Consider the following 25,481-nt stretch of genomic DNA (forward strand, 5'->3'; position numbering starts at 1 on the left):
ACTACCTCCACCACCGCCGCCACCACCACTTCCCCCATCCTTGGCCTGAACACTCGACACCCCGGACAGGCTGTCCGGAATCAGTACGGTAGACGCCGACAGGACTGCGCCGATGGCCATTGCGAGCACGAGCTTTTGAATGTGCATATCGTTCTCCGTCTTTGTTGTCTTGATTGGGAACGTGGATGTGGCTTGTTGCGTGTGATCCGACCCGTTCCCGAGGTCAGTGGATACTCGAAGCCAGTTCGAAGATCGGGATGTACATCAGGATCACGATCACCCCGATCAACAGGCCGATGAAGGTCATGAGCAGCGGTTCGAACAACCGCACGAACCACTCGATCCAGCGGCTGATTTCCTCGTCGTAGAAATCGGCGCTGCGTTCCATCATTTGCCCGAGGTTGCCGGACTGTTCGCCGGCGCGCAGCAGGCGCAGGGACACGGGCGTCACCAGACGGTTGAGCTCCAGCGCAGTGGACAACGATTGCCCCTCGCGCACCCGTTCGCAGGCCTGGTCCAGCCGTGCTCGCGAGGCCACGGTGAGCAGGCCGCGCACCATGCCCATGGCCGTCACCAGCGGAATCCCGCCTTGCAGCAGAATCCCCAGCGACCGGTAAAACCGCGCCAGCTCATACATGAAAATTCGCTGGTGCACGGCGGGCAGTTTCTCCACCAGCCGATCCAGCCCACGGCGAAACGCCGGTTGTTTTTGCAGCACGGCGAGGGCGATGACGATTGTCGCCAACAGGCCGAAAAACTCACCCTGATGGGCGTGAAGAAACATGCCACTGCTCATCAGTATCTGCGACAGCCACGGCAGATTCGAGCCCAGCCCTTCGAACACCAGGCTGAAGCGCGGCACCACGTAGCCCATCAAAAACAGTACGACGCCACCGCCGACCACCAGCAACAACAGCGGGTAGATCGAGGCACTGACGATCTTCTGCCGCACCTCGTCCATGCGCTGGCGATAGCTCACGTAACGGCCCAGCGCATCGCCGACCGCGCCGGTCTTCTCGCTGGACTGTACCAGCGCAACGTACAACGGCGGGAACACCGCCGACAACTGGCCGAGCGCCTGGGAGAAGGATTTGCCCTCGTACAGCAGCCGCACCAGCTCGCTCAAGGTTTTGCGGGCGGCGGGGGCGGTTTCTTTTTCGGCCAGGCTTTCCAGCGCATCGATCAGCGGCAGGCCGGCGTTGAGCAGGGTGGTCAGTTCCTGGCTGAACAGCACCAGGTTGAAAGTTTCACGCTTGCTCAGGCGCAACGAACGCCAGTGCCTCTCGGCGTGCAGGCTGACCACGCGCAAGCCCTGATCCTCGGCAATGCGCCGCGCCTCGCTCTGACCCGGCGCCTCGACGCTTAGCGACACCACCCCGGCCTTGCCCACTGCTTTGAGTTGAAATCGCATGCCGTGTGCTCCGCTTATTGCCAGTTGGTGACTTCGGCGTTTTCGCCATCGCCGCCGGGCTGGCCGTCCTTGCCCATTGAGAGCAGGTCGTACTCGCTGTTTTCGCCGGGATAGCGGTAGGTGTAGTTACGCCCCCACGGATCCTGCGGCAGTTTTTTCTGCAAGTACGGGCCCGTCCATTTGGCTTCGTCGCTCGGTGCGGTCACCAGCGCCTGCAAGCCCTGTTCGGTGGACGGGTAATGGCCGACCTCCAGCCGGTACAGGTCCAGCGCCTTGCTCAGGCCTTCGATCTGCGCCTTGGCAACCTTCACCTCGGAGCGCCCCAGCTGGGCGAAATATTTGGGCGCGACGATCCCGGCCAACAGGCCAAGCACCACCAGCACCACGAGCAGTTCGAGCAGGGTGAAACCGCGTTGGGCACGCGGACGAAAATGCAGCTTCATGATGACCTCCCGTGAGTGGCAGCCGTGTCGCCGAAAGGGCTTATGCAATTGCCATGCTCAGCCCCCGAAAATTCCGGCGGTCAGGCTGAAGCCCTTGTATTACGGGCTTTTCCAGAGTCGGCACAGTGCTTGCGTACGGCTGATCAACGACGGGTCAGTGGGGCATTTCCCCCAATTTTTCGGGGCCTGTCAGGGGAGGCCCAATGATCCATTCATTCACTGCAGGACTGCTCGGCTGCGTGCTGTCGGTCGGTGTCGCACAAGCCGATGTCTTCGTTTCCATGGACGCCAAGGGCAGCTACGTGCTGTCGAACGTCCACCGTCCCGGACGCACTTACGAGCGGGTGATTCGCGAAGCCGATGCGCCCCTGGTCAGCCTTGACCAGCAACCGCAATTGATCGCCAACCAGCCTTACGCCGAGCTGGTGTCAGCGGCGGCCAGTGCCAATCACCTGCCCGAGGCGTTACTGCACGCGGTGATCAAGTCCGAATCCAATTACAACCCCGGCGCCACCTCGCCCAAGGGCGCTGGCGGACTGATGCAATTGATGCCCGACACCGCCCGCGAGCTGGGGGTGAAAGACGTCTACGACCCCAAGGCCAACATCCAGGGCGGGGCCAAATACCTCAAGCGCCTGATGACCCTGTTCGACAACGACATCGCCCTGGCCGTGGCGGCTTACAACGCCGGGCCTGACGCAGTGCTCAGCCGCGGCCGGGTGATTCCGCCCTTCGCCGAAACCCAGCGCTATGTCCCGAGCGTGCTGCGTCAGTACCGGCGCTTGCAGGGGCTGGCGGTGGATGCGCCGTTGTAAAGCTTTTTTTGAAAATCCAGCCCCGGCTTTCCCCACTATCGGGGCAAACCGATGGCCCCGGAAAAGTGGGGAATCGGGTGGGGAATATCCCCCGGGTTCTCAAGTGGTTTGTGTAACTGATTGAGATGAAAAGCAATTTTTTGTGGCACGCGGATTGCTCCAAGGGGTTTATCGAGAATCGTTCCCTGTGAGCACCCACTACGAGGTTTCCGATCATGGTTGGCATTCACCACGCACCGCCCCTGTTGAACTGGCTGCTGTTGCTGGTCTCGATGCTCAGCGTCGAACTGGCCAGCGCCGCCGTGCGCTGCGAGCGCAATCTGGTGGCCAATGTAGTCGCCTTCGATCAACCGCTGATGTTCAACCGCCTCGGTGCGCAGAATGCCAACGGCATGATGTACGCCTTGCGCCGCGATGTGGTCGATGACCATGACGTCTCGCTGGCCTATGGCGGCAGCGCGGTGCCGGGCAAGGTCTCGCTGCGTGCCGACAAGCGTCCACGGCCGCTGGTGCTGCGGGTGGCCGCCGGTGATTGCCTGACGATCAACCTGCAGAACCTGCTCGACTACCAGGCCAACCCGAACAAGCATTTCGAAGGGCCTGAAGGCGAGGAGGGCACCGAGAACGTCAGTGGCGCCGATGCTTTCAAGGTCGACGAGCAGGTCGCCGACCGCCATGTCGGTTTCCAGGTCAACGGCCTGCAAGCGGTGAACAGCATCGACGACATTTCCTCCTACACCGGGCGTAATGCCAACACCCTGGTGCCGCCGGGCGCGAGCCGTTCCTACGTGTTGTACGCCGAGCGCGAAGGGGCGTTTGCCGTCAGCAGCCGTGGCGCGACATTCGGCGGGGAGGGCGCGGCCGGCAACACCGCCAATGGCCTGTTCGGCCAGGTCGTGGTGGTGCCGAAGTCGGGACGCACCTATCGCAACACCCTCACTGAAGAAGAAATGCGTCTGGCCACCACCGGCCGTACACCGGCCGGTCACCCCATCGTCGATTACCAGGCCCGCTACCCGCAGCGCGAACCGTGGTTGCGTGAAGGCAAGGCCGGCACGCCGATCATCAGCATGGTCGACGGCAACGAAATCATCTCCAGCGAAAGCGACGCCATCGTCATGGGCAGCAACGCCGATGGCAGTTTTGCGCCCAGCACCTATCCGCTGGAATCGGTAGGCAAACGCAACCCGGCGATCCCCAACCGCCTCGAGCCGTTTCGCGATTTCGCTTCGCAGTTCCAGGACGAAACCGCCGCCACCCAGGCATTCCCCGCCTACTGGGCCGACCCGGTCATGGCCCATGTGCTGGAGCCGACCCGCGACTCGTTCATGATCAACTACGGTTCCGGGGGCATGGGCGCTGAAGTGGTCGCCAACCGCCTCGGCGTAGGGCCGATGCACGATTGCCTGTCGTGCGCCTACGAAGAATTCTTCCTCAGCTCGCACACCGTCGGCGACGTGGCGATGCTGGTGGACGTGCCGGCCAACACCGGGCTTGAGAACATCGCCCCTGGCCAGACACCCAGCGCCGATCAGGTCGGCGTCAAGGCCACCATGGCCCTGTATCCGTCGGAGCCGTCGAACGTCAACCACAGCTACATCGGTGACTTCGTCAAATTCCGCAACACCCACAATGGCCATGAGCAGCACATCTTCCACCTGCACGGCCATCAGTGGCTGTTCAACCCCAACGACGACAACTCCGATTACGTCGATGCCCAAGGCATTGGTCCGGGGGCCGGCTATACCTACGAAATCGCCAACGGCGGCTCCGGCAACCGCAACCGGGTGGCTGGCGATGCGATCTATCACTGCCACTTTTACCCGCATTTCGCCCAGGGCATGTGGTCGATGTGGCGGGTGCACGATGTGTTCGAAGAAGGCACCCGGCTGGAAGTCTCGCAACAGGGCGCCGATGGTTATCACAGCGAACCTTACGCCCTGCGCAGCGGCAAACCCGCCGCCGGTGCCCGCGCCTTGCCGGATGGCGAGATCATCGCCGGCACGCCGATTCCTGCCGTCGTGCCGCTGCCCGGTAAAGCCATGGCCCCGATGCCGGGCAAAGTGGTGGTGGTGCCGAAAATCGGTGAAACCCTGGTCGCCGGCCACGATGACGACGATGAGGAAGAAGAGGGCGATGACGACGGCGAACACCACGGCGGTAACGGTGGTTCGCAAGCCATTGGCTCACTGGCACTGGTTGATCGCAGCGAAGCCAACCGCAACACCGACGGCAGCCTGAAAAACCCTGGCTATCCGTTCTGGATCGGCGGCATGGAAAGTTCGGTGGGTCAGCGTCCGCCAACCCCACCGCTGGACATGCTCGACGCCGCCACCGCGCAATCCTTGAAAGCCAGCGGCAAAGCGCTGTGGGCCAACCTCGACCCGAATCAGTCCGGCGGCTGGGACGGCGGCTTGCAGCGTCACACCCTCGACGGGGTGTCGGCCGGAGGTGAGGCGCACACCGTGACCACCTCGCTGGACTTCTCCAAGGAAGTCACCCGCGCCAAACCGATTTACCTGCCCGAAGAGGGCACTGAAGTGGAACAGGCCGCGATGGCGTTCCACGCGAAAAAGGATCACCCAAGCTTTGCCTTGCTGCCCGGCAACCAGATCGTGGCCAAGGCCTTCCGCACCAACGGTGCCTTGCCGATTGCCGGCGCGCCGTACTACGAACCGTGCATGGACGACCGGCAAAAACGCCTGACCAGCAGCGCCGGCAGCGGTGAATTCGCCAGCGGCGATCGGCTGGACGGCATGTCCTTCGTCGGCGCCTCGACCTTCACCGCCGACCGGCCACGGATCTACAAGGCCGCCAACATCCAGTTCGACGCGGTGTACAACAAGGTCGGTTATCACTTCCCGCAAGCCCGGATTCTGGCGCTGTGGGAAGACGCCTGGCCGGTGATCACCAAGCAGCGTCCGCCAGAGCCGCTGGTGATGCGCATGAACACCTTCGACTGCGTGCAATACCAGCAAACCAACCTGGTGCCTGCCACCTACGAGATGGATGACTATCAGGTGCGCACGCCGACCGACGTGATCGGCCAGCACATTCACCTGCCGAAGTGGGACCTGACGGCTGCCGACGGTTCCTCCAACGGCTGGAACTACGAGGACGGCGTGCTCTCGCCCGGTGCCGTTCAGGAACGCATTCACGCGATCCGCGAATTCAACCAGTGCGAAGGCACCGACCCGCGCGACGGCACCCAGGCGTGCCCGAAAGCCAAGGCGCATCCGTTCTTTGGTCAGTTCGGGCGCAGTGACTGGATGGGCGCGCGCACGGCCATGCAACGCTGGTTCGTCGACCCGGTGGTCAACGCCAAGGGCGTGGATCGCGGGCTCGGCACCATCTTCACCCACGACCACCTCGGCCCATCGACTCACCAGCAGATCGGCCTGTATGCCACGGTGCTGGCGGAACCGGCCGGTTCCACCTGGTTCCACGCCGAAACCGGCGAGCCTCTGTACAGCGGCGCGCGCCAGGACGGCGGGCCGACCTCGTGGCAGGCGGTGATCAACACCGGCGACCTCGACGGCGACGGCAAGAACGACAGCTTCCGTGAGTTCTTCCTCGAATACAGCGACTTCCAGCACGCCTATGAAGCCGGTGTGTACGTGGGCGCCGGCCCCAACGGTGTGCCGAATCCGCAAGCCTTCCCGGCCACCGCCGACAGCTTCCGCTACGCGATCAACCCGCCGGTGCGCAACAACGCCAGCACCCTTCTTGAAGGCGTGCTGGAAGTGCAGGGCGGTCAGGTGCCGGGCTGCCCGAGCCGGCCTTGCCCGCAAGCGATCTCCGTGGATGATCCGGGCATGTTCGTCGTCAACTATCGCAACGAGCCGCTGGCCCTGCGGGTCTACGATCCGAACAAGGTCGGCCCGGACGGCAAGCGCGGCATGCAGGCCGACGGCCTCGGCGGCGATCTGGCGTACGCCATGCAAAGCCGCACCGACCGCGCGATCCCGGCGATGAACCTGGCACCGAACCTGGTGACGGCCGCCACCGGCCCGACTGGTGGCACCACCCTGTTCCCGCCGCACATCAACAAGGGCGGCAGCGAGCCGGGCGACCCGTTCACCCCGATGCTGCGCACCTACACCGGCGACAACGTGCGTCTGCGGGTGCATGCCGGCGGCCACGAGGAAGAGCACAACGTCACCCTGCACGGCGTGAAGTGGCTGCAGAGCGGTTCCGGTTTCGGCAACAGCTCCAACTCCGGCTGGCGCGCCTCGCAGATGATCGGCATCTCCGAACAGATGGGCTTCATCGCACCGGTGTCGATGCTGTCCAGCTCTGCGGCGACCACCGGTGACTATCTGTACTCGATGGACGCTTCGATCGAAGGCTACTGGAGCGGGATCTGGGGCGTGATGCGCAACTACACGGCCAAACGCAATGACCTGTTCGCCATCCCCAACAACCCGAGTCCGGCGGGCATGCGCAACACCGTGGCGTTCGAAGGCAGTTGCCCACGGATCAGCGCCAACCCCAACGGCATCGGCACCCGGCCGACGGTGCAGCGCAACTATGAAGTGGTCGCGGCGCTGGCCAACGACATCCTCGGCAATTCGCTGGGCCTGAGCATCGGCGATTCTGCCGGGCTCGGTCAGCATGTCGGCGGGCCGCTGAATCCGGCGGGCGGCACCCTGGTGCTGAACTCGCGCACGGTGAGCATCCCGCAGGTCACGGTGACCGATCCGGAGGACGGCGAGACCATCACCATCGGTGGCCAGAGCGGGCCGCTGCATGATCCGACAGCGATCCTGTACGTGCGCAAATCCGACCTCGATCCGGTCAGCGGCAAGCTCAAACCCGGCATTCCGGTCGAACCGCTGGTGCTGCGCGCAGCGGCCGGGGACTGCATCAACATCACCCTGGAAAACCGTCTGCCGAGCGTGATGCCCGACCTGACCCAGACCGCCGTGATGCAGGGCATCGTCAAACGTGATCGCAACAGCGGCCTGGGCTCGACCACTTTCAGCAACAACCTGATGCGGCCGTCCAGCCACGTGGGTCTGCACGCGCAACTGCTGGCCTATGACATCACCAAGTCCGACGGTGCCAACGTCGGCGCCAACCCGATCCAGACCGTACCGCCACGGTTGGGCAGCAGCGGCGCCTACCCGACCCGTACCTATCAGTACTACGCCGGGCACCTGGAGCGTGAAGGCAAACCAGTCACGCAACTGGGGCGCAGTGTCGACAACATCAACGCCACGGCCGTGGAGTTCGGTGGCCTGAACTTCACCCCGGCAGATGTGATCAAGCAACCGCAAAAAGGCCTGGGTGGTGCGATGAGCATCCTGCCGATCGGCGCGACCTGGGTCGACGATGCGCGCAAGGTCAACGCCACGGTCACCGCACCGGGGCAGACGACTTACCGCGACTTCGCGATGGTCTGGCACAAGGCGCTGAACACCCGCTGGGCCAATGGCCGGCCGGTCGAAGGCATCGCTGCCGAGGGCTTCGGTGTACCGACCGATCCGCAGGACAACTCGAGCATGGCCATCAACTACAAGACCGAACCGCTGTGGTACCGCTTCGGCCTCGCCCCGGATGCGCCGTTCGGCCATGCCGATGGCGCGGGTTACGGCGACATGACCAACGCGCACATGGCCTACAGCAATGCGCTGGTGGGGGGCGATCCGCAGACGCCGGTGCTGTATGCCAAACCGGGTCAGCCGTTCCGTACGCACATTCTGATGCCGAGCGGCGGCAGCCGCGGCACGACGTTCCAGCTCGACGGACACGTCTGGTCGCTCAACCCGTTCCAGGCCGAGAAGAGCGATACCGGCGGCTACCCGATGGGCACGCCGGGCGTGGGTTCGGTGCGCTTCGGCTACAACCCGATGTCGATGTACATCGGCGCTCACGAAAGCATCCTGCCGGCGGCGCACTTCAGCTTCATGATCCCGAGCGCCGGGGGCAGCAACGCGATACCGGGGGACTACCTGTTCCGCGATTACGGCGCCTATGGCAACACCTCGGGGCTGTGGGGATTGCTGCGGGTGACCAATGAGCCGGAGCCGGCGCCGCCTGCTCAGTAGCTGGAATGCGATGGATCGGTGAGTGCAAAAACCTGTGGGAGCTGCGGTTCGACGTTTCGACTTGCCAGCGATTGGCAGCAACTCGGTTCTGGATGGTGTGGCTGAAGCCGCCATCGCTGGCAAGCCAGCTCCCACAGGGGACGGCGGTGTTTCGGAAAATGTGTCAGGGGAGAGCGACATGAACAGGATCATCAACATCATCGGCGTCTGCCTGTTGGCAATGGTCGGCGCGCTGCTCACGCTGAGCGAGATTGCCCTGGCGCAAACCGGCGCCGGGCAGGTGCTGACCCGCGACGGCGTGTCGATCGCCTTCGATCTGAAGCCGCTGGCCAGCGACGGTCAGTTGCGTGAGGGCGAGTTCGCCGACGTGCAGTTTCGCGTCACCGACGGTGCGTCCGGCCAGCCGTTGTCCGGTGTTGCGCCGGGGGCGTGGATCGATCCGCAAGCCGTCGCCGCCGATCAGGCCCAGGGCCGTGACCAGAGCTGCAAGTCGCGGGTCGGTATGTTCCTCAAATCCAACATCGGCGCGCGGCCGCTGCTCGACCTCAACAGCTATTTCCTGCTGGTGATGAACCGCGATGCCAGCGTTTCGGTGGTCGACCCGTCAGTGTCGGTGGGCGGCATCACCAGCACCTTGGCGCGGATCGAACTCAAGCAGTCGCCGATGGACTGGGTCACGCCCAAGGACAACAAAAAGGTCTTCGTGTCGATGCCGGCGGCGGGGGAAGTGGCGGTGATCGACAGCGAGCAATTCAAGGTGCTCGACTCGGTGGCCGCCGGCAGCCAACCGGTGCGGGTCGCGCTGCAACCGGACGAGCGTCTGCTGTGGGTCGGCAACAACGCGAGCAAGGCTGAAGAGTCCGGGGTCACGGTGATCGACACCCAGAGCCTCAAACCGCTGAAACACCTGGCGACCGGACGCGGCCACCATGAAATCACGTTCAGCAAGGACAGCCGTTTCGCCTTCGTCAGCAACCGCGACGACGGCACCCTCAGCGTCATCGAAGTCGCCAGCCTGAGCCTGGTGCAACAGGTCAAGACCGGCTCCAGCCCGTTGTCGGTGGCGTATTCGCCGTTGTCCGGCGCGGTGTACGTGGCCGATGGCAAGGACGGCACTGTCACCGTGATCGACAGCAACAGCCGCGCCGTACGCCGGGTGATCAAGCTGCAACAGGGCCTCGGCCCGATGGGCTTCAGCGCCGACGGCCGTTTTGGCGTGGTGCTGAACACGGTGGAAAACCGCGCCACAGTCATCGACGCGGCCAACGATTCGGCGATCCATGACCTGGAGGTTTCAGCCGAACCCTATCAAGTGGTGTTCACCCAGGCCTATGCCTACGTGCGCGGACTGGCCTCGCCGAAAGTCACCATGATCAACCTGTCTTCGCTGGGCGAAGGGCGTCAGCCGATTACTCAGGGTTTCGAAGCCGGGCCGCAGCCGCCACGGCTGGCCGGGGATCTGCCGCTGGCATCGAGCCTCGCGGTATCGCGCGATGACAACGCGGTGTTCGTGGTCAACCCGGTGGACAACACCACCTATTTCTACGCCGAAGGCATGAACGCGCCGATGTCCGGTTACCCCAACCGGGGGCAAATCGCCCGCGCCGCGCTGGTGATCGACCGCAGCCTGCGCGAAGTCTCGCCGGGACTCTACAGCGCTCGAGTGAAACTGCCGGCGGCGGGGCGCTTCGACGTGGCGTTCCTGCTCAACCAGCCGAACATCATTCATTGCTTCACCGCGCAGGTGGCGTCCGACGGCGCGCCGGAAAAACACTTGGGCGCGGCAAAAGTCGAGTTCCTGCTGGACAAGACCGCCGTGGCCCTCAACGACCCCTACGTGGTGCGCTTTCGCATCGTCCAGGGCAAACAGAAGATCCAGCGCAGCGGCGTGACCGACGTGCAGTTGCGTTACTTCCTCGCGCCGACTTCCCGGCCCCGTGAAGTGGCCGCACGGGAAGTCGCCGACGGCGTGTACGAAGCGCCGGTGACCCTCGACCGCAGCGGCGCCTGGTACCTGCACGTGCGCGCGGCCTCGCTGGGCGCGGGTTTCGACGACAAGACATTTGCCAGTGTCCGGGTGCTGCCCGGCCAGACTCAGTGATGAGGAAAAGACCATGAACCGATTTGCATCCCGTGGCCTGCTGACCCTGTGCCTGTTGGCCGTCGGTATCCAGCAGGCCAGCGCCCACTCGGCGGACGAGCATGCCGGCCACACCGCACCGGCCGCCAACAGCCAGGAGCACGCCCAGGTCAAGTTCGCCGACGTGCCGCTGCTCGACCAGAACGGCAAGACCGTGCACCTGGAACAGGATCTGGTGCACAACAAGATCGTCGTCATGAGTTTCATCTACACCAGCTGCACCACGGTTTGCCCGGTGGTCTCGTCGATCATGGGCAAGGTGCAGAAACAGCTCGGTGCCCGGGTCGGCGCGGAAGTGCAGCTGGTGTCGATCAGCATCGACCCGCAGCGCGACGACCCGAAACGCTTGCAGGATTACGCCCGCACCTTCCAGAAAGGCCCGGGCTGGAGCTGGCTCACCGGTTCGCCGCAATCGATCACCGCCACCCTCAAGGGCCTCGGCAGTTTCAGCGGCGACTTCAAGAATCACCAGCCGCTGATCCTCGTCGGTGACGGCAACAGCCGCCACTGGACGCGCTATTACGGCTTCACCGACCCGGCACTGCTGGCCAAGGAAGTCGAGAAACTCAGCGGCCTGCGCACCCACGCCAAACACACCGCGATTGCCATGGAGCAACAACCATGAGAACCCTGGACTGGATCACCCTGACGGTGTGTTTCTGGATTTTCAGCGCCATGGCCCTGGCCCACGAAGGCCACGAACAACCGGCACCGGCAACGACAACGACCAGCGCTGCGCCCGCACCGGTCAAAGGCACCCACGACGCGAAAACCTGGTTCACCGACACGCCGCTGCTGGATCAGAACGGCGACGTCCAGCGTTTCTACAGCGATGCACTGCACAACCGCGTGGTGCTGCTCAACGTGATTTTCACCAGTTGCAATGACGCCTGCCCGCTGATCACCCGCAAGCTCAAGGAAGTCCGCGAGTTGCTGGGCGACAAGGCCGACGGCATCACCTTCATTTCCCTTACCAGTGATCCGCTGCGCGATACGCCGGCGGTGCTCAAGGCTTACACCTTGAAGCAGGGCGCCGATGACCCTCACTGGCTTTTCCTCACCGGCGACAAGGCGCAGATGGACCTGGTGCTGGGCCGCATCGGTCAGATCGTGCCGACGCCCGAGCAGCACTCGACCCAGTTGATCGTCGGCGATGTGGCCAACAAACGCTGGAGCAAAATCCGTCCCGACGCCCCGGCCGCCGCCATTGCCCAGCGCTTGCAGCTGCTGACAATGCCCGTGGCCGGCCGCTGAGTCCGCGCCATGAACCTCGGCCGCGTCCTCGCCCTGATCCTGCTCGCTGGCGTCAGCCTCGGCGCGGCCGCGTTGCCGCTGACCGATGAAGAAAGCGCCGGCAAGCGCCTGTACCGCGAAGGCCTGTCCGCCAGCGGCGAGCCGATCATGGCGCGGGTCGGCGCGGCGGACGTGTTGCTGCCGGCCACCAGCCTGCCGTGCGCCAACTGCCACGGCGCCGATGGTCTCGGCCGACCCGAAGGCGGGGTGCGTCCGCCGGAACTGAATTGGTCGCGGCTGACCAGCATCCACGGTCAGCAACAGATCAATGGCCGCAACTACCCGGCCTACACCGACAGCAGTCTGGCGCGGGTGATCCAGCAGGGCCGCGACCCCGGCAACAATCGCCTCGACCCGAGCATGCCGCGCTTCCTGTTGTCGATGAAGGATCAGCGCAATCTCACGGCTTACCTCAAACGCCTGGCCGATGACCGCGATCCGGGGCTCGATGACCAGACCTTGCATTTGGGCACCTTGCTGCCCAGCCAGGGGCCACTGGCCGAGGAGGGCGCTACCATCGCGGCGGTGCTCAACGGCAGCGTTGCGCGGATCAATCAGGCCGGCGGCATTCACGGTCGGCAGTTGCGCCTGACCGTGGCCGATCCCGGCCCGGATCGCGCCAGCGCCGAACAGGCCCTGCAACGGCTGATCGAGGAAGAGCAAGTCTTTGCCCTGATTGCACCGCTGGCCCCGGCGCTGGACAGCGAACTGGCGCCTCGTCTGGAGCAGTCCGGCGTGCCGCTGATCGGGGCCCTGTCGCTGCTCGGCCCGGTGCAGGCCAGCCCACAGATTTTCGAGCCGCTGCCGGGCCTGCGCGAGCAACTGATCGCGCTGGCCGATTACGCCACCGCCAGTTTGCGAGTGCTGCAAGGGCCGACGCTGATTGCCTATCCCGATGACCCGGCCCAGGTGCTGGCGGCGCAGACCCTTGGCCGCTATCTGCAGGAACACGGCTGGGAAAAAGTCCATCTGCAGGCCTACGACCCGGCGGCGGACAGCTTGCCGCTGGGCTCGCGCTCAGTGTTCTACCTCGGTAGCGGCGGAGGTTTCAGTCGGCTGGCGGCCGGATTGCAGAATGCCGGGCAGGTGCCGTACCTGTTTGCTGCGTCGAGCCAGGTGGCGGGGGATTTGTTGCAGGTGCCGGAGGGTTTTTCCCGGCGGGTGTTTCTGGCGTATCCGTTCGTGCCCAGCGACTGGACCCAGGCCGGGCGCATGGCGCTGACGCTGTTGCGCGAGCATCAAGGCCTCGGCGCCCAGCACGCGGTGCTGCAAGTCGGCGCCTACGCCTCGATGCTGTTGTTCAGCGAAGGCATGAAGCAGGCCGGCCGCGACGCCAGCCGCGAAAAACTGGTGGCGGCGCTCGAAGGCCTGCACGACTTCGACACCGGCCTGACCCCGCGCCTGAGCTTCGGCCCCGGCCGACGATTGGGCCTGAGCGGGGCGCACGTGGTCACCGTTGACTTGCCCGACCAGCGTTTTTATCTGGTCGCTCCCTACAAACCGATTATTGCCACGCCCTGACCGGAGGCCCTGATCATGAAGCTCAAAACCCTGTGTTGGCTGCTGACAGGCTGGTTGTCGGTGGGAATGGCGAACAATGAACCGGTGGCCGCCCGGGTCAACGGCGAGGCTATTTCCGAGTTTCGCCTGGAACGTTTTTTCGCCGAGTACCTGGAAGATCAGGGCCGCGCCGTGGCGAGCATCCGCAACCCCAAGGCCTATAAACAACTGCGTCAGGCCGCGCTGGACACGCTGATCGACAAGGAACTGCTCTGGCAGGAATCGCGCAAGCGCGGGGTGAAGATCGATGAGCAAACGGTGCGCGACCAGGTCGAACGGACTCGTACCGCCATCGGTGGCACCGACAAATTCCTCCAGCGTTTGCAGGACGCCGGTTTCGACGAAGCCTCGTTCACCGAGTACACCCATCGTGAGCTGGCGGCGCAGCGGATGTTTGCCGAACTGACTAAAGTCCAGGCCCCGGACGAGCAAACGGTGCGGGCGTTTTTTGAGGAACACCGCGCTGAAATGGGCGCGCCGGAGCAGGTGCAGGCCCGGCACATTCTGATCAAGGTTGCCGGCGATGCCGATGCCGCCACGGTTGAAGCGGCGCGGCTACGCTTAGAAGAGTTGCGTGCCGCTATCGCAGGGGGGCAAACCTTTGCTAGCGTCGCCCGATCGGGATCGGAAGATGTCACCGCCAGCCAGGGCGGGGACCTGGGGTATTTCGCCCGTGGGCAAATGGTGCCGGTGTTTGAAACGGCGGCGTTTGCCCTCAAGCCTGGTGAAGTCAGCGAAGCGGTGCGCACACCGTTCGGCTGGCATTTGATCTTTGTCGAGAACCACAAGGAGGCGGCCGATGTCCCAGAGGAGCAAGGGCTGGAAACAGTCAGGGCGTACCTCGCCCGACAGCAACAGACCCAGGCTCGTCGTCAGGTGCTCGCGCAATTACGGGCAGAGAACAGGATCGAACGAATTGACGACGACTGAAGGTTCCCCCCCAATAGTGGGGAATGGCTTCGATGCCCATTCAGGTGCTTCCCCGTTTCTGGGGAACGGGGTACCGGGACGAGCGGGCATTTCCATTCAATTCAAGGACATGAAGACAAAAAATTACCGGCATTCAGCCTGGCATGAAGTGTGCGTTACCTCTTGTGAGGCGCACTCCAGCAGGTTCGGGTCATTGAATTTCAATTGCCGGCACTTGAGGTTTCAGGGAGTCCACCTTGGTTAACAAAGTACTGGTTGTCGAAGACGAACAGCTGCTTGCACAGAACCTTCAGGATTATCTGTCGGCGCAAGGGCTGGAAGTCCGGATTGCACATGACGGCGCAGAGGGAATCGGCCAGGCCGAGACTTTCGCCCCCGACGTGCTGGTGTTCGATTACCGCTTGCCCGATATGGAAGGGTTCGAGGTGCTCGACGCGGTCCGCCAGAACAGGACGTGTCATTTCGTGCTGATAACGGGTCACCCGACCGCTGAAGTCTGTGAGCGGGCGCGGCAACTGGGGGTCAGTCACATCCTGTTCAAACCGTTTCCTTTGGCGGAACTTGCCCGAGCTGTCTGCGACCTTCTGGGGATCCAGCGCGAAGCGAAACCCGGTGCGAGCCCATCCGAAGGCTTTGTCGAACGACGCCAGAGCAGGACCGAGAGCTTCCCGTTGCAGTTGTACGATGGCAGTTGGGTGCTGGCGGACCGCCGACGAAACCGGTCGGAGGTCATGGCACCGGACGACGATCAAATGCTCACCGGGGAGTAATGGCGCGATAGACGTTCCGGCACTCGCCGAATTCGCCTCCCGCGCCGTCAGGGCCTCAAGCCCCGGGTGTTGGAGAGCAAGCCATGGATCGTCTGTCCGTTGTCGTCGAACCGCTGTCGGTCAATCCTCCACAGGAGGCACAGACCCCGCCACGCTTTTCCAGTGAGCAACTGGCCCAGGCCCGGGCACGGGCCACCACGTCCGGGGAACGGGTGCTCGACGCACTGGCCGTGCTCTGTGAACTGGCGCCGATGCCGTTCATTGCCAGCCTCGGCGCCACCCTGCATTACCCGGTGCTCGACACCGACACGCTGTTTCTGGCGAGCCCGGTGTTCGACCGGGTCACCCTCGCGCAATGCCTCAAACGTGAATTCATCCTGCTGCGCCACAACGACGAAGTCATCGGCGTGTTCGCCGACCCCTTCGACACCGCGCGCCTGGCCTGGATCGACGAATGCCTGCACGGCGCGCCGCTGTATCTGGTGCACGCCGATGACCTCAAGGCCTATCTGGCCCGCCACGAAGAAAGCTTCCACGCGGTCGAATCGCTCAACGCCCAGACCGACGCCGGCAGCGAGACCGACACCCTGCAAAGCCTGTCGCTGACCAGCATCAGCGAAGACTCGAGCGTGGTGGTGAAACTGGTCAACTCGACCCTGTACGACGCGCTGAAAATGCACGCCAGCGACATCCACCTCGGCACCACCGGCCAGGGCCTGGTGATCAAGTACCGGATCGACGGCGTGCTGAACAACATCGGCAAGATCCAGGGCAGCGAGTTCGCCGAGCAGGTGATTTCGCGGGTCAAGGTCATGGCCGAGCTGGACATCGGCGAAAAACGCGTGCCCCAGGACGGTCGCTTCAAGATCGGCATCAGCGGCCGGCAGATCGACTTCCGGGTGTCGATCATGCCGAGCATCTTCGGCGAAGACGCGGTGCTGCGGGTGCTGGACAAACAGGACCTGGCCGACAAGGTCTGCGGCGTGCAACTGCAAGCGCTGGGCTTTGAAGACGAAACCCTGCGCCAGTTGCGTCGCCTCGCCGCCGAACCCTACGGCATGGTGCTGGTGACCGGCCCCACCGGCAGCGGCAAGACCACCACGCTGTACGCGATGATCACCGAGATCAACCACGGCGTGGACAAGATCATCACCATCGAAGACCCGGTGGAATATCAGCTGCCCGGCGTGCTGCAAATCCCGGTCAACGAGAAAAAAGGCCTGACCTTCGCCCGTGGCTTGCGCTCGATCCTGCGTCACGACCCGGACAAGATCATGGTCGGCGAGATCCGCGACCCGGACACCGCACAGATCGCCGTGCAATCGGCGCTCACCGGTCACCTGGTGTTCACCACCATCCACGCCAACAACGTGTTCGACGTGATCGGTCGTTTTACCCAAATGGAAATCGACCCCTACAGCCTGGTCTCGGCGCTCAACGCGATTCTTGCCCAGCGTCTGATCCGGCTGGTGTGCAGCAGTTGCAGCACGCCGGTCAACCCGAGCGATGAAGAGCTGCGCGCTTCGGGCCTCGATCCACAGAAAGTCGATCACTACCACTTCTTCCACGGCAAGGGCTGCGGCCACTGCCGGGGCAGCGGCTATCGCGGCCGCACGGCGATTGCCGAGCTGCTGCACCTGGACGACGAACTGCGGCAAATGATCGTCGAGCGCCAACCCATCACCCAGATCAAAGCCCTGGCCTGCGCCCGTGGTTTGCGCCTGTTGCGCGAATCGGCGCTGGAGCTGGTGGAGCACGGTCGGACCACGCTGGAGGAGATCAATCGTGTCACTTTTATCGCGTGATCAATTTATCGCCGTGCTCGGCGCCAGCGGTGTCGGCCTCGGCCAGCGCCGGGGCAGCGACACCCTGTGGCTGGGCAGCGTCGGCTACATCGACGAAGGCTTTCAGAGCTACGCGGTGGCGCTGGACACCCTCGACCGTCTGCTCGGCGAACACACCCGTGCCGGTGCCGAGCTGAGCGTGGTGATCTCCGGCCACTTCAGCCGTTTCTGCCTGGTGCCGTGGAGCGAGCAGATCAGCAGCCCTGACGAACTGCGCGGCTTCGCCCAACTGTGCTTCGAAGACCTGTTCGGCGCACCGACCCAACCGTGGAGCCTGGTGCTGTCGGCCGAGCCGGCCGGGCATGACCGGATCGCCAGTGCCTTGCCGCAGGACTTGCTGGAACGCCTGCGCACGCTGGTCACGGGTCGCGGCCTGCGTCTGCGCTCGGTGCAGCCGTACCTGATGACCGCGTTCAACCGCTTCGACAAAAGCCTCGATGCCGGCGACTTCCTGTTCATCGTCGCCGAACCGCAACGCAGCGTGTTGCTGCTGGCAAGGGAAGGGCGCTGGTCGTCGGTGCGTTCGGTGGGCGGCAGTGACAGCGACGCGGCGCTCAGCGCGCTGATCGGTCGTGAGCGGCAACTGCAAGCCTCCACCAGCGAACGCGCCTTCAACGTTTATCTGCACGCCCCGGCGCGCCTCGATGCGCAACCGGAGGTGGCGGGGGTGCACCTGCGCACCCTCGAAGACGACTCGATGACCGTGCGTGACGCCTTGTACGTCATGTCCCGGGCGGTGGCCTGACATGCGCACCTTGAACCTCGATTTCCAGCCTCGTCCGCGTTCCGGCCCGTTGGGCTGGAGCCTGCTCGGCGGCGGTGTGTTGCTCGCGCTGGTGTGCTTCGGCGTGCAGCAGCACTTCGGCGATCAGGCCGAACAACAGCAAGGTCACTTGCAGCACACCCAACGCCAGCTCACCGGCGACAGCGGCGCCAAGACAACCTTGAGCCCGGCGGAAACCCGCGAGCAGGCGCAGAACCTCGCCGAAATGCGCAAGGTCTCGCAGCAACTGCGCCGCCCTTGGGAACGCCTGTTCGCCATGCTCGAAGCCATGCCGCGCGACGACATCGCCTTGCTGACCCTGACCCCGGATGCCCGCAAGGGCCAGGTGCGGATCAGCGCCGAGGCGCGGGATCTGCAAGCAATGCTGGATTTCCACAAACGGCTGGAGGCCAGTGACGAGCTGTCCGACGTGTCGCTGCTGAGCCACGAAATCGTCGTCAAATCGCCGGAGCAACCGGTGCAATTCAACCTGTCGGCGACCTGGGAGATAGGCGATGCGAATCCCTAGACTGATCGTTCACGAATACCTGCAAGGCCTCGGTGTTCCGGGCCTGGCCGGTCTGGCGCTGCTGCTGGTCACGCTGGCGTGGGCACTCGGCGGTTTGCTGCCGGGCTGGCAATCGCTGCAACAGCTCAGCCAGCAAACCCGGGAAGCCACCGAATACCTGGCCAAGGTCGAGGACGGCAGCATCGCGCCGCCGGTGGTGCCGCAACGTCAGCTGGATGATTTCCGTAACAAGCTGCCGGCCCAGCCGCAGGCCACCGTCGCCATCGACCGCATCTACGCGCTGGCCGCGCAGGAACACATCACCCTGGCGCGCGGCGAATACGCCCTCGGCGTCGATCCCAAGACCCATCTGGCGCGCTACCAGATCCTGTTGCCGGTGCGCGGCAGCTACCCGCAATTGCGCCGCTTCTTGCACGCCTTGCTCGGCCAGTTGCCGGCGGTGGTGGTGGAAGACGTCGAGTTTCAACGCAAGAAGATTGCCGACACCGACCTCAGCGGCCGGATCCGTATGACCCTCTACCTGTCGAGGTCGTGATGGACACCAAACGCATAACCGGCTGGGTGGCGTTCTTCGGCGTGGCGGCGGCACTGGCCTGGTTGCCGGAATATTTCTCGCCGAGCGACGAGGCGGATTCGACCGAAGTCGCCGTGGCCAGCCCGGTCAAAGCCAGCGCCCGTGGCGCCTTGCCCGCCAGCAGCGCCAAGGCGAATGCAGCGCCGATCAAGGACCTGAGCCCGGCCGGCGACCTGTTTGCGAGCAAATCCTGGAAGGCCGCGCCGGCCCTGGCGACGGTCACCGAACAAGCGATCAACCCGACCCCGGTGGTGCAAGCCCCGAGCCTGCCACCGGTGCCGTTTCAGTTCGTCGGCAGGCTGCATGACCGCAGCGACCTGCAGGTGTTCTTGCAGGACGGCGAGAAAATCTACGTCGTGCGCAGCGGGGATGTGATCGACGACACCTGGAAGATTGCGGCGATTTCCGATGTGGAACTGAGCCTGGTCTACCTGCCTTTGCATTTGTCGCAGACCTTGTCTGTGGGGAGTACGCAATGAACAGATCCCGTTTGCTGATGAGCCTCGGCCTGTGTGCCGGGCTGGCCGCGTGCAGTTCCGCGCAGGTCGCCAACAAGGAAGCCGCCGACCTGATCGATCAGGGGCAGTACGAGGCGGGCCTGGCCCGGATCGAGGAAGGCTTGCGGGAAAATCCGCGCGACACCGAGCTGCACCTGCTGCTCAACAGCGGCCGGGCCAAGGCGATCACCGCGCTGCTGACCTCCGGTGACACCGACCGCGCCCGCCGCGATTTCGCCTCGGCCCGCACCGCCTACAGCCGGGTGCTGACCATCGAACCGAACAACCGCCGCGCCCAGGATGCCCTGCGCCAGCTCGACTACCTGCGCAGCATGGACGAGAAACTGGAACTGGCCCGTGGCGACCTGCGTCGGGGCGACATCTACGGCGCCGACCGCCAGGTCAAACAGATCCTCGAACTCGACCCGAAAAACGACGGCGCGCTGGAACTGCAAGGCAACATCCGTCTGGTGCAGAGCCGCAACGTGATCCAGTACCCGCAACTGCGCACCCGGCTCGACCGCCCGGTGACCCTGGAATTTCGCGACGCCAACCTCAAGACCATCTTCGAAGTGCTGTCCCAGGTCGCGGGCCTGAATTTCATCTTCGACAAGGACCTGCGCCCGGACATGAAAGCCACGATCTTCGTGCGTGACGTGCGCATCGAAGACGCCGTGCAACTGCTGCTGCAACAGAACCAGCTGCACCAGAAAGTGGTGAACGAAAACACCTTGCTGATCTTTCCGGACTCGCCGCAGAAGTTGAAGGATTACCAAGAGCTGGTGATGCGCACCTTCTACCTGACCAGCATCGACGCCAACACCGCGCTGAACATGATCAAGACCATGCTCAAGACCCGCGACGTGTTCGTCGACGAACGCCTGAACACCCTGACCATGCGCGACACCGAAGACGCCGTGCGCATGGCCGAGAAACTCCTGCAATCGCAAGACCAGTCCAACCCCGAAGTGGTGCTGGAAGTGGAAGTGATGGAAGTCGCCACCCAGCGCATTCTCGACTTGGGTCTGCAATGGCCGAACACCTTCGGCGTGGTCAACAGCGACGGTTCGGCGGTGACCATTCTTGATCAACTGAAAGGCATCAACTCCAGCCGGATTTCGATCTCGCCGTCGCCGCAAGCCAAGATCAACGCCCAGGACAACGACATCAACACCCTGGCCAGCCCGGTGATTCGCGTCAGCAACCGCGAACAGGCGCGCATCCACATCGGCCAGCGGGTGCCGATCATCAGCGCCACCTCGGTGCCTTCGACTCAAGGCCCGGTGATCACCGAAAGCGTCACCTACCTCGACGTCGGTCTGAAGCTCGAAGTGCAACCGACCGTGCACCTGAACAACGAAGTGGCAATCAAGATTGCTCTGGAAGTGAGTAACGCCACGCCGCTGGAGCCGACTCGCCAAGGGACGATTCCGGTGCAGGTCGACACCCGCAACGCCCAGACCTCGCTGCGCCTGCATGACGGCGAAACCCAGATCCTCGCCGGTCTGATGCGCAACGACCACGGCGCCACCGGCAACAAGATTCCGGGCCTCGGCGACATTCCGGGTCTGGGCCGGTTGTTCGGCAGCAACAAGGACACCATCGGCAAATCGGAACTGGTGCTCTCGATCACCCCACGGATCGTGCGCAACCTGCCGTACCAGAGCCCGTCGGACATGGAATTCCCGACCGGCACCGAAACCAGCATGCACATCCAGGCGCCGGATCGCTCGCAAAGCTACTCGATGCCAGCGCCTGCCGCGCAGCCTCGTGCAGTCGGTGAAGCGGCCGTGGCCACCACCCGTGTAACCGTCGAGAAGCCTTGATCATGAACGCCTCCCAACGCGGTTTTACCTTGATCGAAGTCGTGGTGACGCTGGCCCTGATCGGCCTGCTGGCCGGCATGGCCGCGCCGCTGACCGAGACCCTGGTACGGCGTGGCAAGGAGCAGGAACTGCGCACCGCGCTGTATCAGATTCGCGATGGCATCGACGCCTACAAGCGTGCCTTCGATGCCGGCTACATCGAGAAATCCCTGAACAGCAGCGGCTATCCGCCGAACCTGAAAGTGCTGGTCGAAGGCGTGCGCGACGTGCGCAGTGCCAAGGGGGCGAAGTTCTATTTTCTGCGCCGGATACCGCGGGATCCGCTGGTGCCGGCCAAACGTGACGACAACGGCGGTTGGGGCCTGCGGGCCTACAACAGTTCGGCCCAGAACCCGCGCGATGGCGAAGACGTGTTCGACGTCTACTCCCTCGCCCGGGGCCATGGCCTCAACGGCATCGCTTACCGCGAGTGGTGATTCTCATGCGCCGGGAAAAGGGGTTTACCTTGCTCGAGCTGATGGTGGTGATGGCGATTATCGCGACCCTGATGACCATCGCCTTGCCACGCTACTTCAACAGCCTCGAGGCCTCGAAAGAGACCACGTTGCACCAGAGCCTGTCGGCCATGCGCGAGGCGCTGGATCACTACTACGGCGACACCGGGCGCTATCCCGATTCCATCGAGCAACTGGTGGAGATGCGTTACCTGCGCAACGCGCCGCTGGACCCGATCACCGAACGCAATGACCAATGGGTGCTGATCGCACCACCGGACGGTGTGGCGGGCGGCGTCGCCGACATCAAGAGCGGAGCTACCGGGAGGGCGCGTGATGGCAGCCAGTATTCCGAGTGGTAAGCACGTGGAGCAGGGTGGGTTCACCTACCTGGGCGTGCTGTTCCTGATCGTGATCATGGGCATGGGCCTGGCCAGTGCCGGCGAATTGTGGTCGACCGTGTCGCGCCGCGATCGCGAGAAGCAACTGCTGTGGGTCGGCACCCAGTACGCCCAGGCGCTGCGCAGCTACTACCGCAGTTCGCCTGGCCTGGCGCAGTACCCGAAAGAGCTGGTCGACCTGTTGCAGGACGAACGTTTTCCGGAAGCCCGCCACCATCTGCGCCAGCTCTACCCGGACCCGATCGGCGGCGGCGAATGGGCCCTGCAGCGGGGTTTCGACGGACGCATTACCGGCATCAACAGTGCCTCCACCGAGGTGCCGTTGAAGCAGGCGGACTTCCCGTCGCAGTGGTCGGATTTCGAAGGCATGCAGCGTTATTCGGACTGGCAGTTCGTGGCCGAGAAAGCCTTTCTTGATGGCACCAACGGCCCTGCAAAAGGCCAGTCAGCGCTGCCGCAGGCGTTGCAGCCATGAGCCGGAAATGGTGGTGCGCGTTGATCCTCGCGGCCGTGGCGTCTTTCGCCAGTGCCAGTGAGGAAGACGAAATGATGGGCTTCATCGTCGACGACACAATCTCGCACATCGGCCACGACTTTTACTACTCGTTCAGCGAGCGCCTGCGCGACACCAGCCGCATGGATTTCAACCTGGTGGTGCGCGAGCGCCCCGACGCACGCTGGGGGAGCCTTGTGACCGTCGAGTATCAACAACGCCTGGTGTATCGGCGCTTCCTGCCGCCGAACACCGTGGAACTGAAGGACGAGGCCTACGAGGCCGCCGACTCGGTTCGACTGGAGGTCGTCCGGCGCAAGCTGGAAGCCTTGTTGCAGGACACCACCGACCTTGAGAAGGACGAACTATGAACACGACAACGTTCTCACGGCGCAGCGGATTCTGGATCTCGGGGTTGTTGATCGGGCTTGCCAGCGCCGCTGCCGTCCAGGCCACCGAACTGGTCTACACGCCGGTCAACCCGTCGTTCGGCGGTAACCCGCTCAACGGCACCTGGTTGCTCAACAACGCCCAGGCGCAAAACGACCACGACGATCCGGATCTCAAGAAGCGCTCGACGGTGGCCGGCACTTCGGCACTCGAACGCTTCACCAGTCAATTGCAGTCACGGTTGCTGGGGCAACTGCTGGACAACATCTCCACCGGCAACACGGGGAGCCTGTCCACCGACGCTTTTATCGTCAACGTCGTTGATGACTCGGGGGCACTGACGATTGAAGTGACCGACCGGGCGAGCGGCGAAGTTTCCGAAATTCAGGTGAACGGCCTCAACCCATGACGGGATGACGGTTCCGGGGAGCGATGGACATGAAAAAAATAATTGCGCTAGGGCTGATGTTGGCAGCATTACAAGGGTGCAGTCTGCGCGAGCCGATGCCGGCCGAGCAGGACACCGATACCCCGACCCTGACCCCCAGGGCCTCCACTTATTACGACTTGCTGAAAATGCCGCGACCCAAGGGCCGGCTGATGGCGGTGGTGTACGGCTTCCGTGACCAGACCGGGCAGTACAAACCGACCCCGGCGAGCTCGTTTTCCACCAGCGTCACCCAGGGCGCGGCGTCGATGTTGATGGACGCCATGCAGGCCAGCGGCTGGTTTGTGGTGCTTGAGCGTGAAGGGCTGCAGAACCTGCTGACTGAACGCAAGATCATTCGCGCGTCGCAGAAAAAGCCGAATACGCCGGTGAACATCCAGGGGGAGCTGCCACCGTTGCAGGCGGCGAACATGATGCTTGAGGGCGGGATCATCGCTTATGACACCAACGTGCGCAGCGGTGGGGAAGGGGCGCGGTATCTGGGGATTGATCTGTCCCGTGAGTATCGGGTCGATCAGGTCACCGTCAACTTGCGCGCGGTGGATGTTCGCAGCGGGCAGGTGTTGGCGAATGTGATGACCAGCAAGACGATTTATTCGGTGGCGCGCAGTGCGGGGATTTTCAAGTTTATCGAGTTCAAGAAGTTGCTTGAGGCTGAGGTCGGGTATACGACCAATGAGCCGGCGCAGTTGTGTGTGTTGTCGGCGATTGAGGCGGCGGTGGGGCATATGGTGGCGCAGGGGATTGAGCGGCGGTTGTGGCAGGTGGCGGGGGATGCTTCTACGCCTTCGCAGGATGATGTTTTGAATCGGTACCTGACTCAGAACAAGATTGATCCGGATGCGGAGTGAACGTGGCGGCCTTCGGGCCGACCAGGTTCTTGTTGGGTTGGGTGAATATCCGTTTCTTCGGGTGTTGCCGCTGGCGGTTCCGCTCTTGCAGCGGCTCACTTTTTCAAACGCCGGAATGCCGGCCCAGCAAAAAGTAAGCAAAAGGCTTGGCCCCGGCGTTCGGCCCCTCGCTGGGGCTCGGGGTTCCTTCGCTCCGGGATTCATCCGGGGGCATCGCCTCCGGTTTGCTTCGCTGCACCTCCTCTCGATGTGTTTGGCTTCGCCAAACGGTCGCTTCGCTCCCACCCCCGGATGAATCCCTCCACTCAGCCTTCCGAAGGGGCCGGCACGTCGCAAGCTTTACTCGAGCTAACGCTCATTGTTTGGTTTGGTGAGGGTGCAAGACTGGGTTTCATCGTTTGGTTTTGGTGAGGCCGCCAGATTGTATAGATGGGTGTGTTTTGATTTTTTTGTTTTGAAAGCTTGAGTTCAACTCGATGGTTCAGGTCGATGTAACTCGAATGAACAACTCGATCGGCTCCCTCTCCCCCCGGGAGAGGGCTGGGGTGAGGGCCAGCGTCCTGAAGTCTGTTTAAAAACGTGTCTGAATACACCGAACCTTCCCACAAGGTTTTCAGGTTGTCCGTCGGAAGCGCGGGCTCTAGCCTGTTTCGGTCGCTGCCAATTCAGCGATCGGGATTGGAAACCCCGACTAGAACCGAGCGCACAAGCGCTTTTCATAACGTATGCTTGCGCACCTTGAAAAGTGTGCACTCCGTTATGGCGGCTGTGCGCGGGAGACCTTCGGGTCAACCGGGTTCTCCGTTCCCCGGGTTTCCAGCCTGCGTACAGCTGCCACCCCTTCGTTCGGAAACCGAATGGGCCAGCTTCATTTCAGGATCGGAGATTCACCATGTTCAAACCAACACCCAACCCACCCGAAACCCAAGCCAACCCCGAAACCGCCCCAACCTCCCCAT

General features: G+C 63.5%; 22 protein-coding genes. 20 read left to right on the top strand and 2 right to left on the bottom strand.

The features are described from left to right. Nucleotides 1-223: 223 nt before the first annotated feature. Together AC07XZ_RS28605 and gspG are read right to left on the bottom strand one after the other, a co-directional pair. Nucleotides 224-1,411 carry a type II secretion system F family protein gene (locus tag AC07XZ_RS28605; protein ID WP_007956102.1) on the bottom strand — a complete coding sequence of 396 codons (1,188 nt, stop codon included), beginning with the start codon at nucleotides 1,409-1,411 and terminating at the stop codon, nucleotides 224-226. A 14-nt stretch (nucleotides 1,412-1,425) separates the two neighbouring features. Then, nucleotides 1,426-1,854 carry a type II secretion system major pseudopilin GspG gene (gene gspG / locus AC07XZ_RS28610; protein WP_102688630.1) on the bottom strand — a complete coding sequence of 143 codons (429 nt, stop codon included), beginning with the start codon at nucleotides 1,852-1,854 and terminating at the stop codon, nucleotides 1,426-1,428. Between the two features lie 203 nt (nucleotides 1,855-2,057). Between gspG and AC07XZ_RS28615 the strand changes: the two genes are divergently transcribed. The 20 genes from AC07XZ_RS28615 (at nucleotide 2,058) to AC07XZ_RS28710 (ending at nucleotide 24,522) form a co-directional block, all read left to right on the top strand. Next, the gene (locus AC07XZ_RS28615; protein WP_064378899.1) at nucleotides 2,058-2,669 is read left to right on the top strand and encodes a lytic transglycosylase domain-containing protein; all 612 of its coding nucleotides are present in this window, start codon (nucleotides 2,058-2,060) and stop codon (nucleotides 2,667-2,669) included. A gap of 215 nt (nucleotides 2,670-2,884) precedes the next feature. Then, entirely contained in the window at nucleotides 2,885-8,719 is a 5,835-nt protein-coding gene (mnxG, locus tag AC07XZ_RS28620) for a manganese-oxidizing multicopper oxidase MnxG (RefSeq protein ID WP_102688629.1), read from the top strand. Between the two features lie 178 nt (nucleotides 8,720-8,897). Next, on the top strand, nucleotides 8,898-10,820 hold the full coding sequence (locus AC07XZ_RS28625) for a YncE family protein (protein ID WP_102688628.1): 1,923 nt from the start codon (nucleotides 8,898-8,900) through the stop codon (nucleotides 10,818-10,820). Nucleotides 10,821-10,833: 13 nt separating this feature from the next. Then, the gene (locus AC07XZ_RS28630; RefSeq protein WP_007956112.1) at nucleotides 10,834-11,484 is read left to right on the top strand and encodes an SCO family protein; all 651 of its coding nucleotides are present in this window, start codon (nucleotides 10,834-10,836) and stop codon (nucleotides 11,482-11,484) included. Beyond that, the gene (locus tag AC07XZ_RS28635; protein ID WP_085748470.1) at nucleotides 11,481-12,113 is read left to right on the top strand and encodes an SCO family protein; all 633 of its coding nucleotides are present in this window, start codon (nucleotides 11,481-11,483) and stop codon (nucleotides 12,111-12,113) included. Before AC07XZ_RS28630 ends, AC07XZ_RS28635 begins: the two co-directional genes overlap by 4 nt. 9 nt (nucleotides 12,114-12,122) lie before the next feature. Further along, entirely contained in the window at nucleotides 12,123-13,673 is a 1,551-nt protein-coding gene (locus AC07XZ_RS28640) for an ABC transporter substrate-binding protein (RefSeq protein ID WP_102688627.1), read from the top strand. A 15-nt stretch (nucleotides 13,674-13,688) separates the two neighbouring features. Beyond that, nucleotides 13,689-14,642 carry a peptidylprolyl isomerase gene (locus AC07XZ_RS28645; protein WP_102688626.1) on the top strand — a complete coding sequence of 318 codons (954 nt, stop codon included), beginning with the start codon at nucleotides 13,689-13,691 and terminating at the stop codon, nucleotides 14,640-14,642. Nucleotides 14,643-14,878: 236 nt separating this feature from the next. Further along, nucleotides 14,879-15,412: a response regulator gene (locus AC07XZ_RS28650; RefSeq protein WP_085748467.1), complete on the top strand. Its 534-nt coding sequence runs from the start codon at nucleotides 14,879-14,881 to the stop codon at nucleotides 15,410-15,412. Between the two features lie 83 nt (nucleotides 15,413-15,495). Further along, nucleotides 15,496-17,217: a GspE/PulE family protein gene (locus tag AC07XZ_RS28655; RefSeq protein WP_102688625.1), complete on the top strand. Its 1,722-nt coding sequence runs from the start codon at nucleotides 15,496-15,498 to the stop codon at nucleotides 17,215-17,217. Then, nucleotides 17,198-18,001 carry a hypothetical protein gene (locus tag AC07XZ_RS28660; protein WP_085613428.1) on the top strand — a complete coding sequence of 268 codons (804 nt, stop codon included), beginning with the start codon at nucleotides 17,198-17,200 and terminating at the stop codon, nucleotides 17,999-18,001. Before AC07XZ_RS28655 ends, AC07XZ_RS28660 begins: the two co-directional genes overlap by 20 nt. A 1-nt stretch (nucleotide 18,002) precedes the next feature. Beyond that, on the top strand, nucleotides 18,003-18,548 hold the full coding sequence (locus AC07XZ_RS28665) for a PilN domain-containing protein (RefSeq protein ID WP_102688624.1): 546 nt from the start codon (nucleotides 18,003-18,005) through the stop codon (nucleotides 18,546-18,548). Beyond that, nucleotides 18,535-19,083, top strand: a complete 549-nt coding sequence (locus AC07XZ_RS28670; protein WP_074687733.1) for a GspMb/PilO family protein — start codon at nucleotides 18,535-18,537, stop codon at nucleotides 19,081-19,083. The genes AC07XZ_RS28665 and AC07XZ_RS28670 overlap by 14 nt, the downstream gene beginning before the upstream one ends. Further along, nucleotides 19,083-19,601 carry a hypothetical protein gene (locus tag AC07XZ_RS28675; protein ID WP_102688623.1) on the top strand — a complete coding sequence of 173 codons (519 nt, stop codon included), beginning with the start codon at nucleotides 19,083-19,085 and terminating at the stop codon, nucleotides 19,599-19,601. Before AC07XZ_RS28670 ends, AC07XZ_RS28675 begins: the two co-directional genes overlap by 1 nt. Further along, nucleotides 19,598-21,445, top strand: a complete 1,848-nt coding sequence (locus AC07XZ_RS28680; protein ID WP_011333433.1) for a secretin GspD/PilQ domain-containing protein — start codon at nucleotides 19,598-19,600, stop codon at nucleotides 21,443-21,445. Before AC07XZ_RS28675 ends, AC07XZ_RS28680 begins: the two co-directional genes overlap by 4 nt. A 2-nt stretch (nucleotides 21,446-21,447) precedes the next feature. Next, nucleotides 21,448-21,921: a type II secretion system protein gene (locus tag AC07XZ_RS28685; protein WP_039769040.1), complete on the top strand. Its 474-nt coding sequence runs from the start codon at nucleotides 21,448-21,450 to the stop codon at nucleotides 21,919-21,921. Between the two features lie 5 nt (nucleotides 21,922-21,926). After that, nucleotides 21,927-22,301, top strand: a complete 375-nt coding sequence (locus tag AC07XZ_RS28690) for a type II secretion system protein (RefSeq protein ID WP_011333435.1) — start codon at nucleotides 21,927-21,929, stop codon at nucleotides 22,299-22,301. Then, on the top strand, nucleotides 22,276-22,815 hold the full coding sequence (locus tag AC07XZ_RS28695) for a type II secretion system protein (RefSeq protein ID WP_007956138.1): 540 nt from the start codon (nucleotides 22,276-22,278) through the stop codon (nucleotides 22,813-22,815). The genes AC07XZ_RS28690 and AC07XZ_RS28695 overlap by 26 nt, the downstream gene beginning before the upstream one ends. Beyond that, on the top strand, nucleotides 22,812-23,204 hold the full coding sequence (gene csgE, locus AC07XZ_RS28700) for a curli production assembly/transport protein CsgE (protein WP_007956140.1): 393 nt from the start codon (nucleotides 22,812-22,814) through the stop codon (nucleotides 23,202-23,204). Before AC07XZ_RS28695 ends, csgE begins: the two co-directional genes overlap by 4 nt. Continuing rightward, the gene (locus AC07XZ_RS28705) at nucleotides 23,201-23,632 is read left to right on the top strand and encodes a curli assembly protein CsgF (protein ID WP_007956141.1); all 432 of its coding nucleotides are present in this window, start codon (nucleotides 23,201-23,203) and stop codon (nucleotides 23,630-23,632) included. The genes csgE and AC07XZ_RS28705 overlap by 4 nt, the downstream gene beginning before the upstream one ends. Nucleotides 23,633-23,661: 29 nt before the next feature. Beyond that, nucleotides 23,662-24,522: a CsgG/HfaB family protein gene (locus tag AC07XZ_RS28710; RefSeq protein ID WP_064378912.1), complete on the top strand. Its 861-nt coding sequence runs from the start codon at nucleotides 23,662-23,664 to the stop codon at nucleotides 24,520-24,522. The last annotated feature ends 959 nt before the right edge of the window (nucleotides 24,523-25,481 follow it).

The sequence above is a fragment of the Pseudomonas sp. GW458-11-26-14-LB4 genome (genome assembly GCF_059423925.1).

Excerpts from the sequence above, each read along its gene's own strand:
- AC07XZ_RS28605 (WP_007956102.1), bottom strand. The coding sequence starts at position 1,411 with ATGCGATTTCAACTCAAAGCAGTGGGCAAGGCCGGGGTGGTGTCGCTA.
- gspG (WP_102688630.1), bottom strand. The coding sequence starts at position 1,854 with ATGAAGCTGCATTTTCGTCCGCGTGCCCAACGCGGTTTCACCCTGCTC.
- AC07XZ_RS28615 (WP_064378899.1), top strand. The coding sequence starts at position 2,058 with ATGATCCATTCATTCACTGCAGGACTGCTCGGCTGCGTGCTGTCGGTC.
- mnxG (WP_102688629.1), top strand. The coding sequence starts at position 2,885 with ATGGTTGGCATTCACCACGCACCGCCCCTGTTGAACTGGCTGCTGTTG.
- AC07XZ_RS28625 (WP_102688628.1), top strand. The coding sequence starts at position 8,898 with ATGAACAGGATCATCAACATCATCGGCGTCTGCCTGTTGGCAATGGTC.
- AC07XZ_RS28630 (WP_007956112.1), top strand. The coding sequence starts at position 10,834 with ATGAACCGATTTGCATCCCGTGGCCTGCTGACCCTGTGCCTGTTGGCC.
- AC07XZ_RS28635 (WP_085748470.1), top strand. The coding sequence starts at position 11,481 with ATGAGAACCCTGGACTGGATCACCCTGACGGTGTGTTTCTGGATTTTC.
- AC07XZ_RS28640 (WP_102688627.1), top strand. The coding sequence starts at position 12,123 with ATGAACCTCGGCCGCGTCCTCGCCCTGATCCTGCTCGCTGGCGTCAGC.
- AC07XZ_RS28645 (WP_102688626.1), top strand. The coding sequence starts at position 13,689 with ATGAAGCTCAAAACCCTGTGTTGGCTGCTGACAGGCTGGTTGTCGGTG.
- AC07XZ_RS28655 (WP_102688625.1), top strand. The coding sequence starts at position 15,496 with ATGGATCGTCTGTCCGTTGTCGTCGAACCGCTGTCGGTCAATCCTCCA.
- AC07XZ_RS28665 (WP_102688624.1), top strand. The coding sequence starts at position 18,003 with ATGCGCACCTTGAACCTCGATTTCCAGCCTCGTCCGCGTTCCGGCCCG.
- AC07XZ_RS28670 (WP_074687733.1), top strand. The coding sequence starts at position 18,535 with ATGCGAATCCCTAGACTGATCGTTCACGAATACCTGCAAGGCCTCGGT.
- AC07XZ_RS28675 (WP_102688623.1), top strand. The coding sequence starts at position 19,083 with ATGGACACCAAACGCATAACCGGCTGGGTGGCGTTCTTCGGCGTGGCG.
- AC07XZ_RS28680 (WP_011333433.1), top strand. The coding sequence starts at position 19,598 with ATGAACAGATCCCGTTTGCTGATGAGCCTCGGCCTGTGTGCCGGGCTG.
- AC07XZ_RS28685 (WP_039769040.1), top strand. The coding sequence starts at position 21,448 with ATGAACGCCTCCCAACGCGGTTTTACCTTGATCGAAGTCGTGGTGACG.
- AC07XZ_RS28690 (WP_011333435.1), top strand. The coding sequence starts at position 21,927 with ATGCGCCGGGAAAAGGGGTTTACCTTGCTCGAGCTGATGGTGGTGATG.
- AC07XZ_RS28695 (WP_007956138.1), top strand. The coding sequence starts at position 22,276 with ATGGCAGCCAGTATTCCGAGTGGTAAGCACGTGGAGCAGGGTGGGTTC.
- csgE (WP_007956140.1), top strand. The coding sequence starts at position 22,812 with ATGAGCCGGAAATGGTGGTGCGCGTTGATCCTCGCGGCCGTGGCGTCT.
- AC07XZ_RS28705 (WP_007956141.1), top strand. The coding sequence starts at position 23,201 with ATGAACACGACAACGTTCTCACGGCGCAGCGGATTCTGGATCTCGGGG.
- AC07XZ_RS28710 (WP_064378912.1), top strand. The coding sequence starts at position 23,662 with ATGAAAAAAATAATTGCGCTAGGGCTGATGTTGGCAGCATTACAAGGG.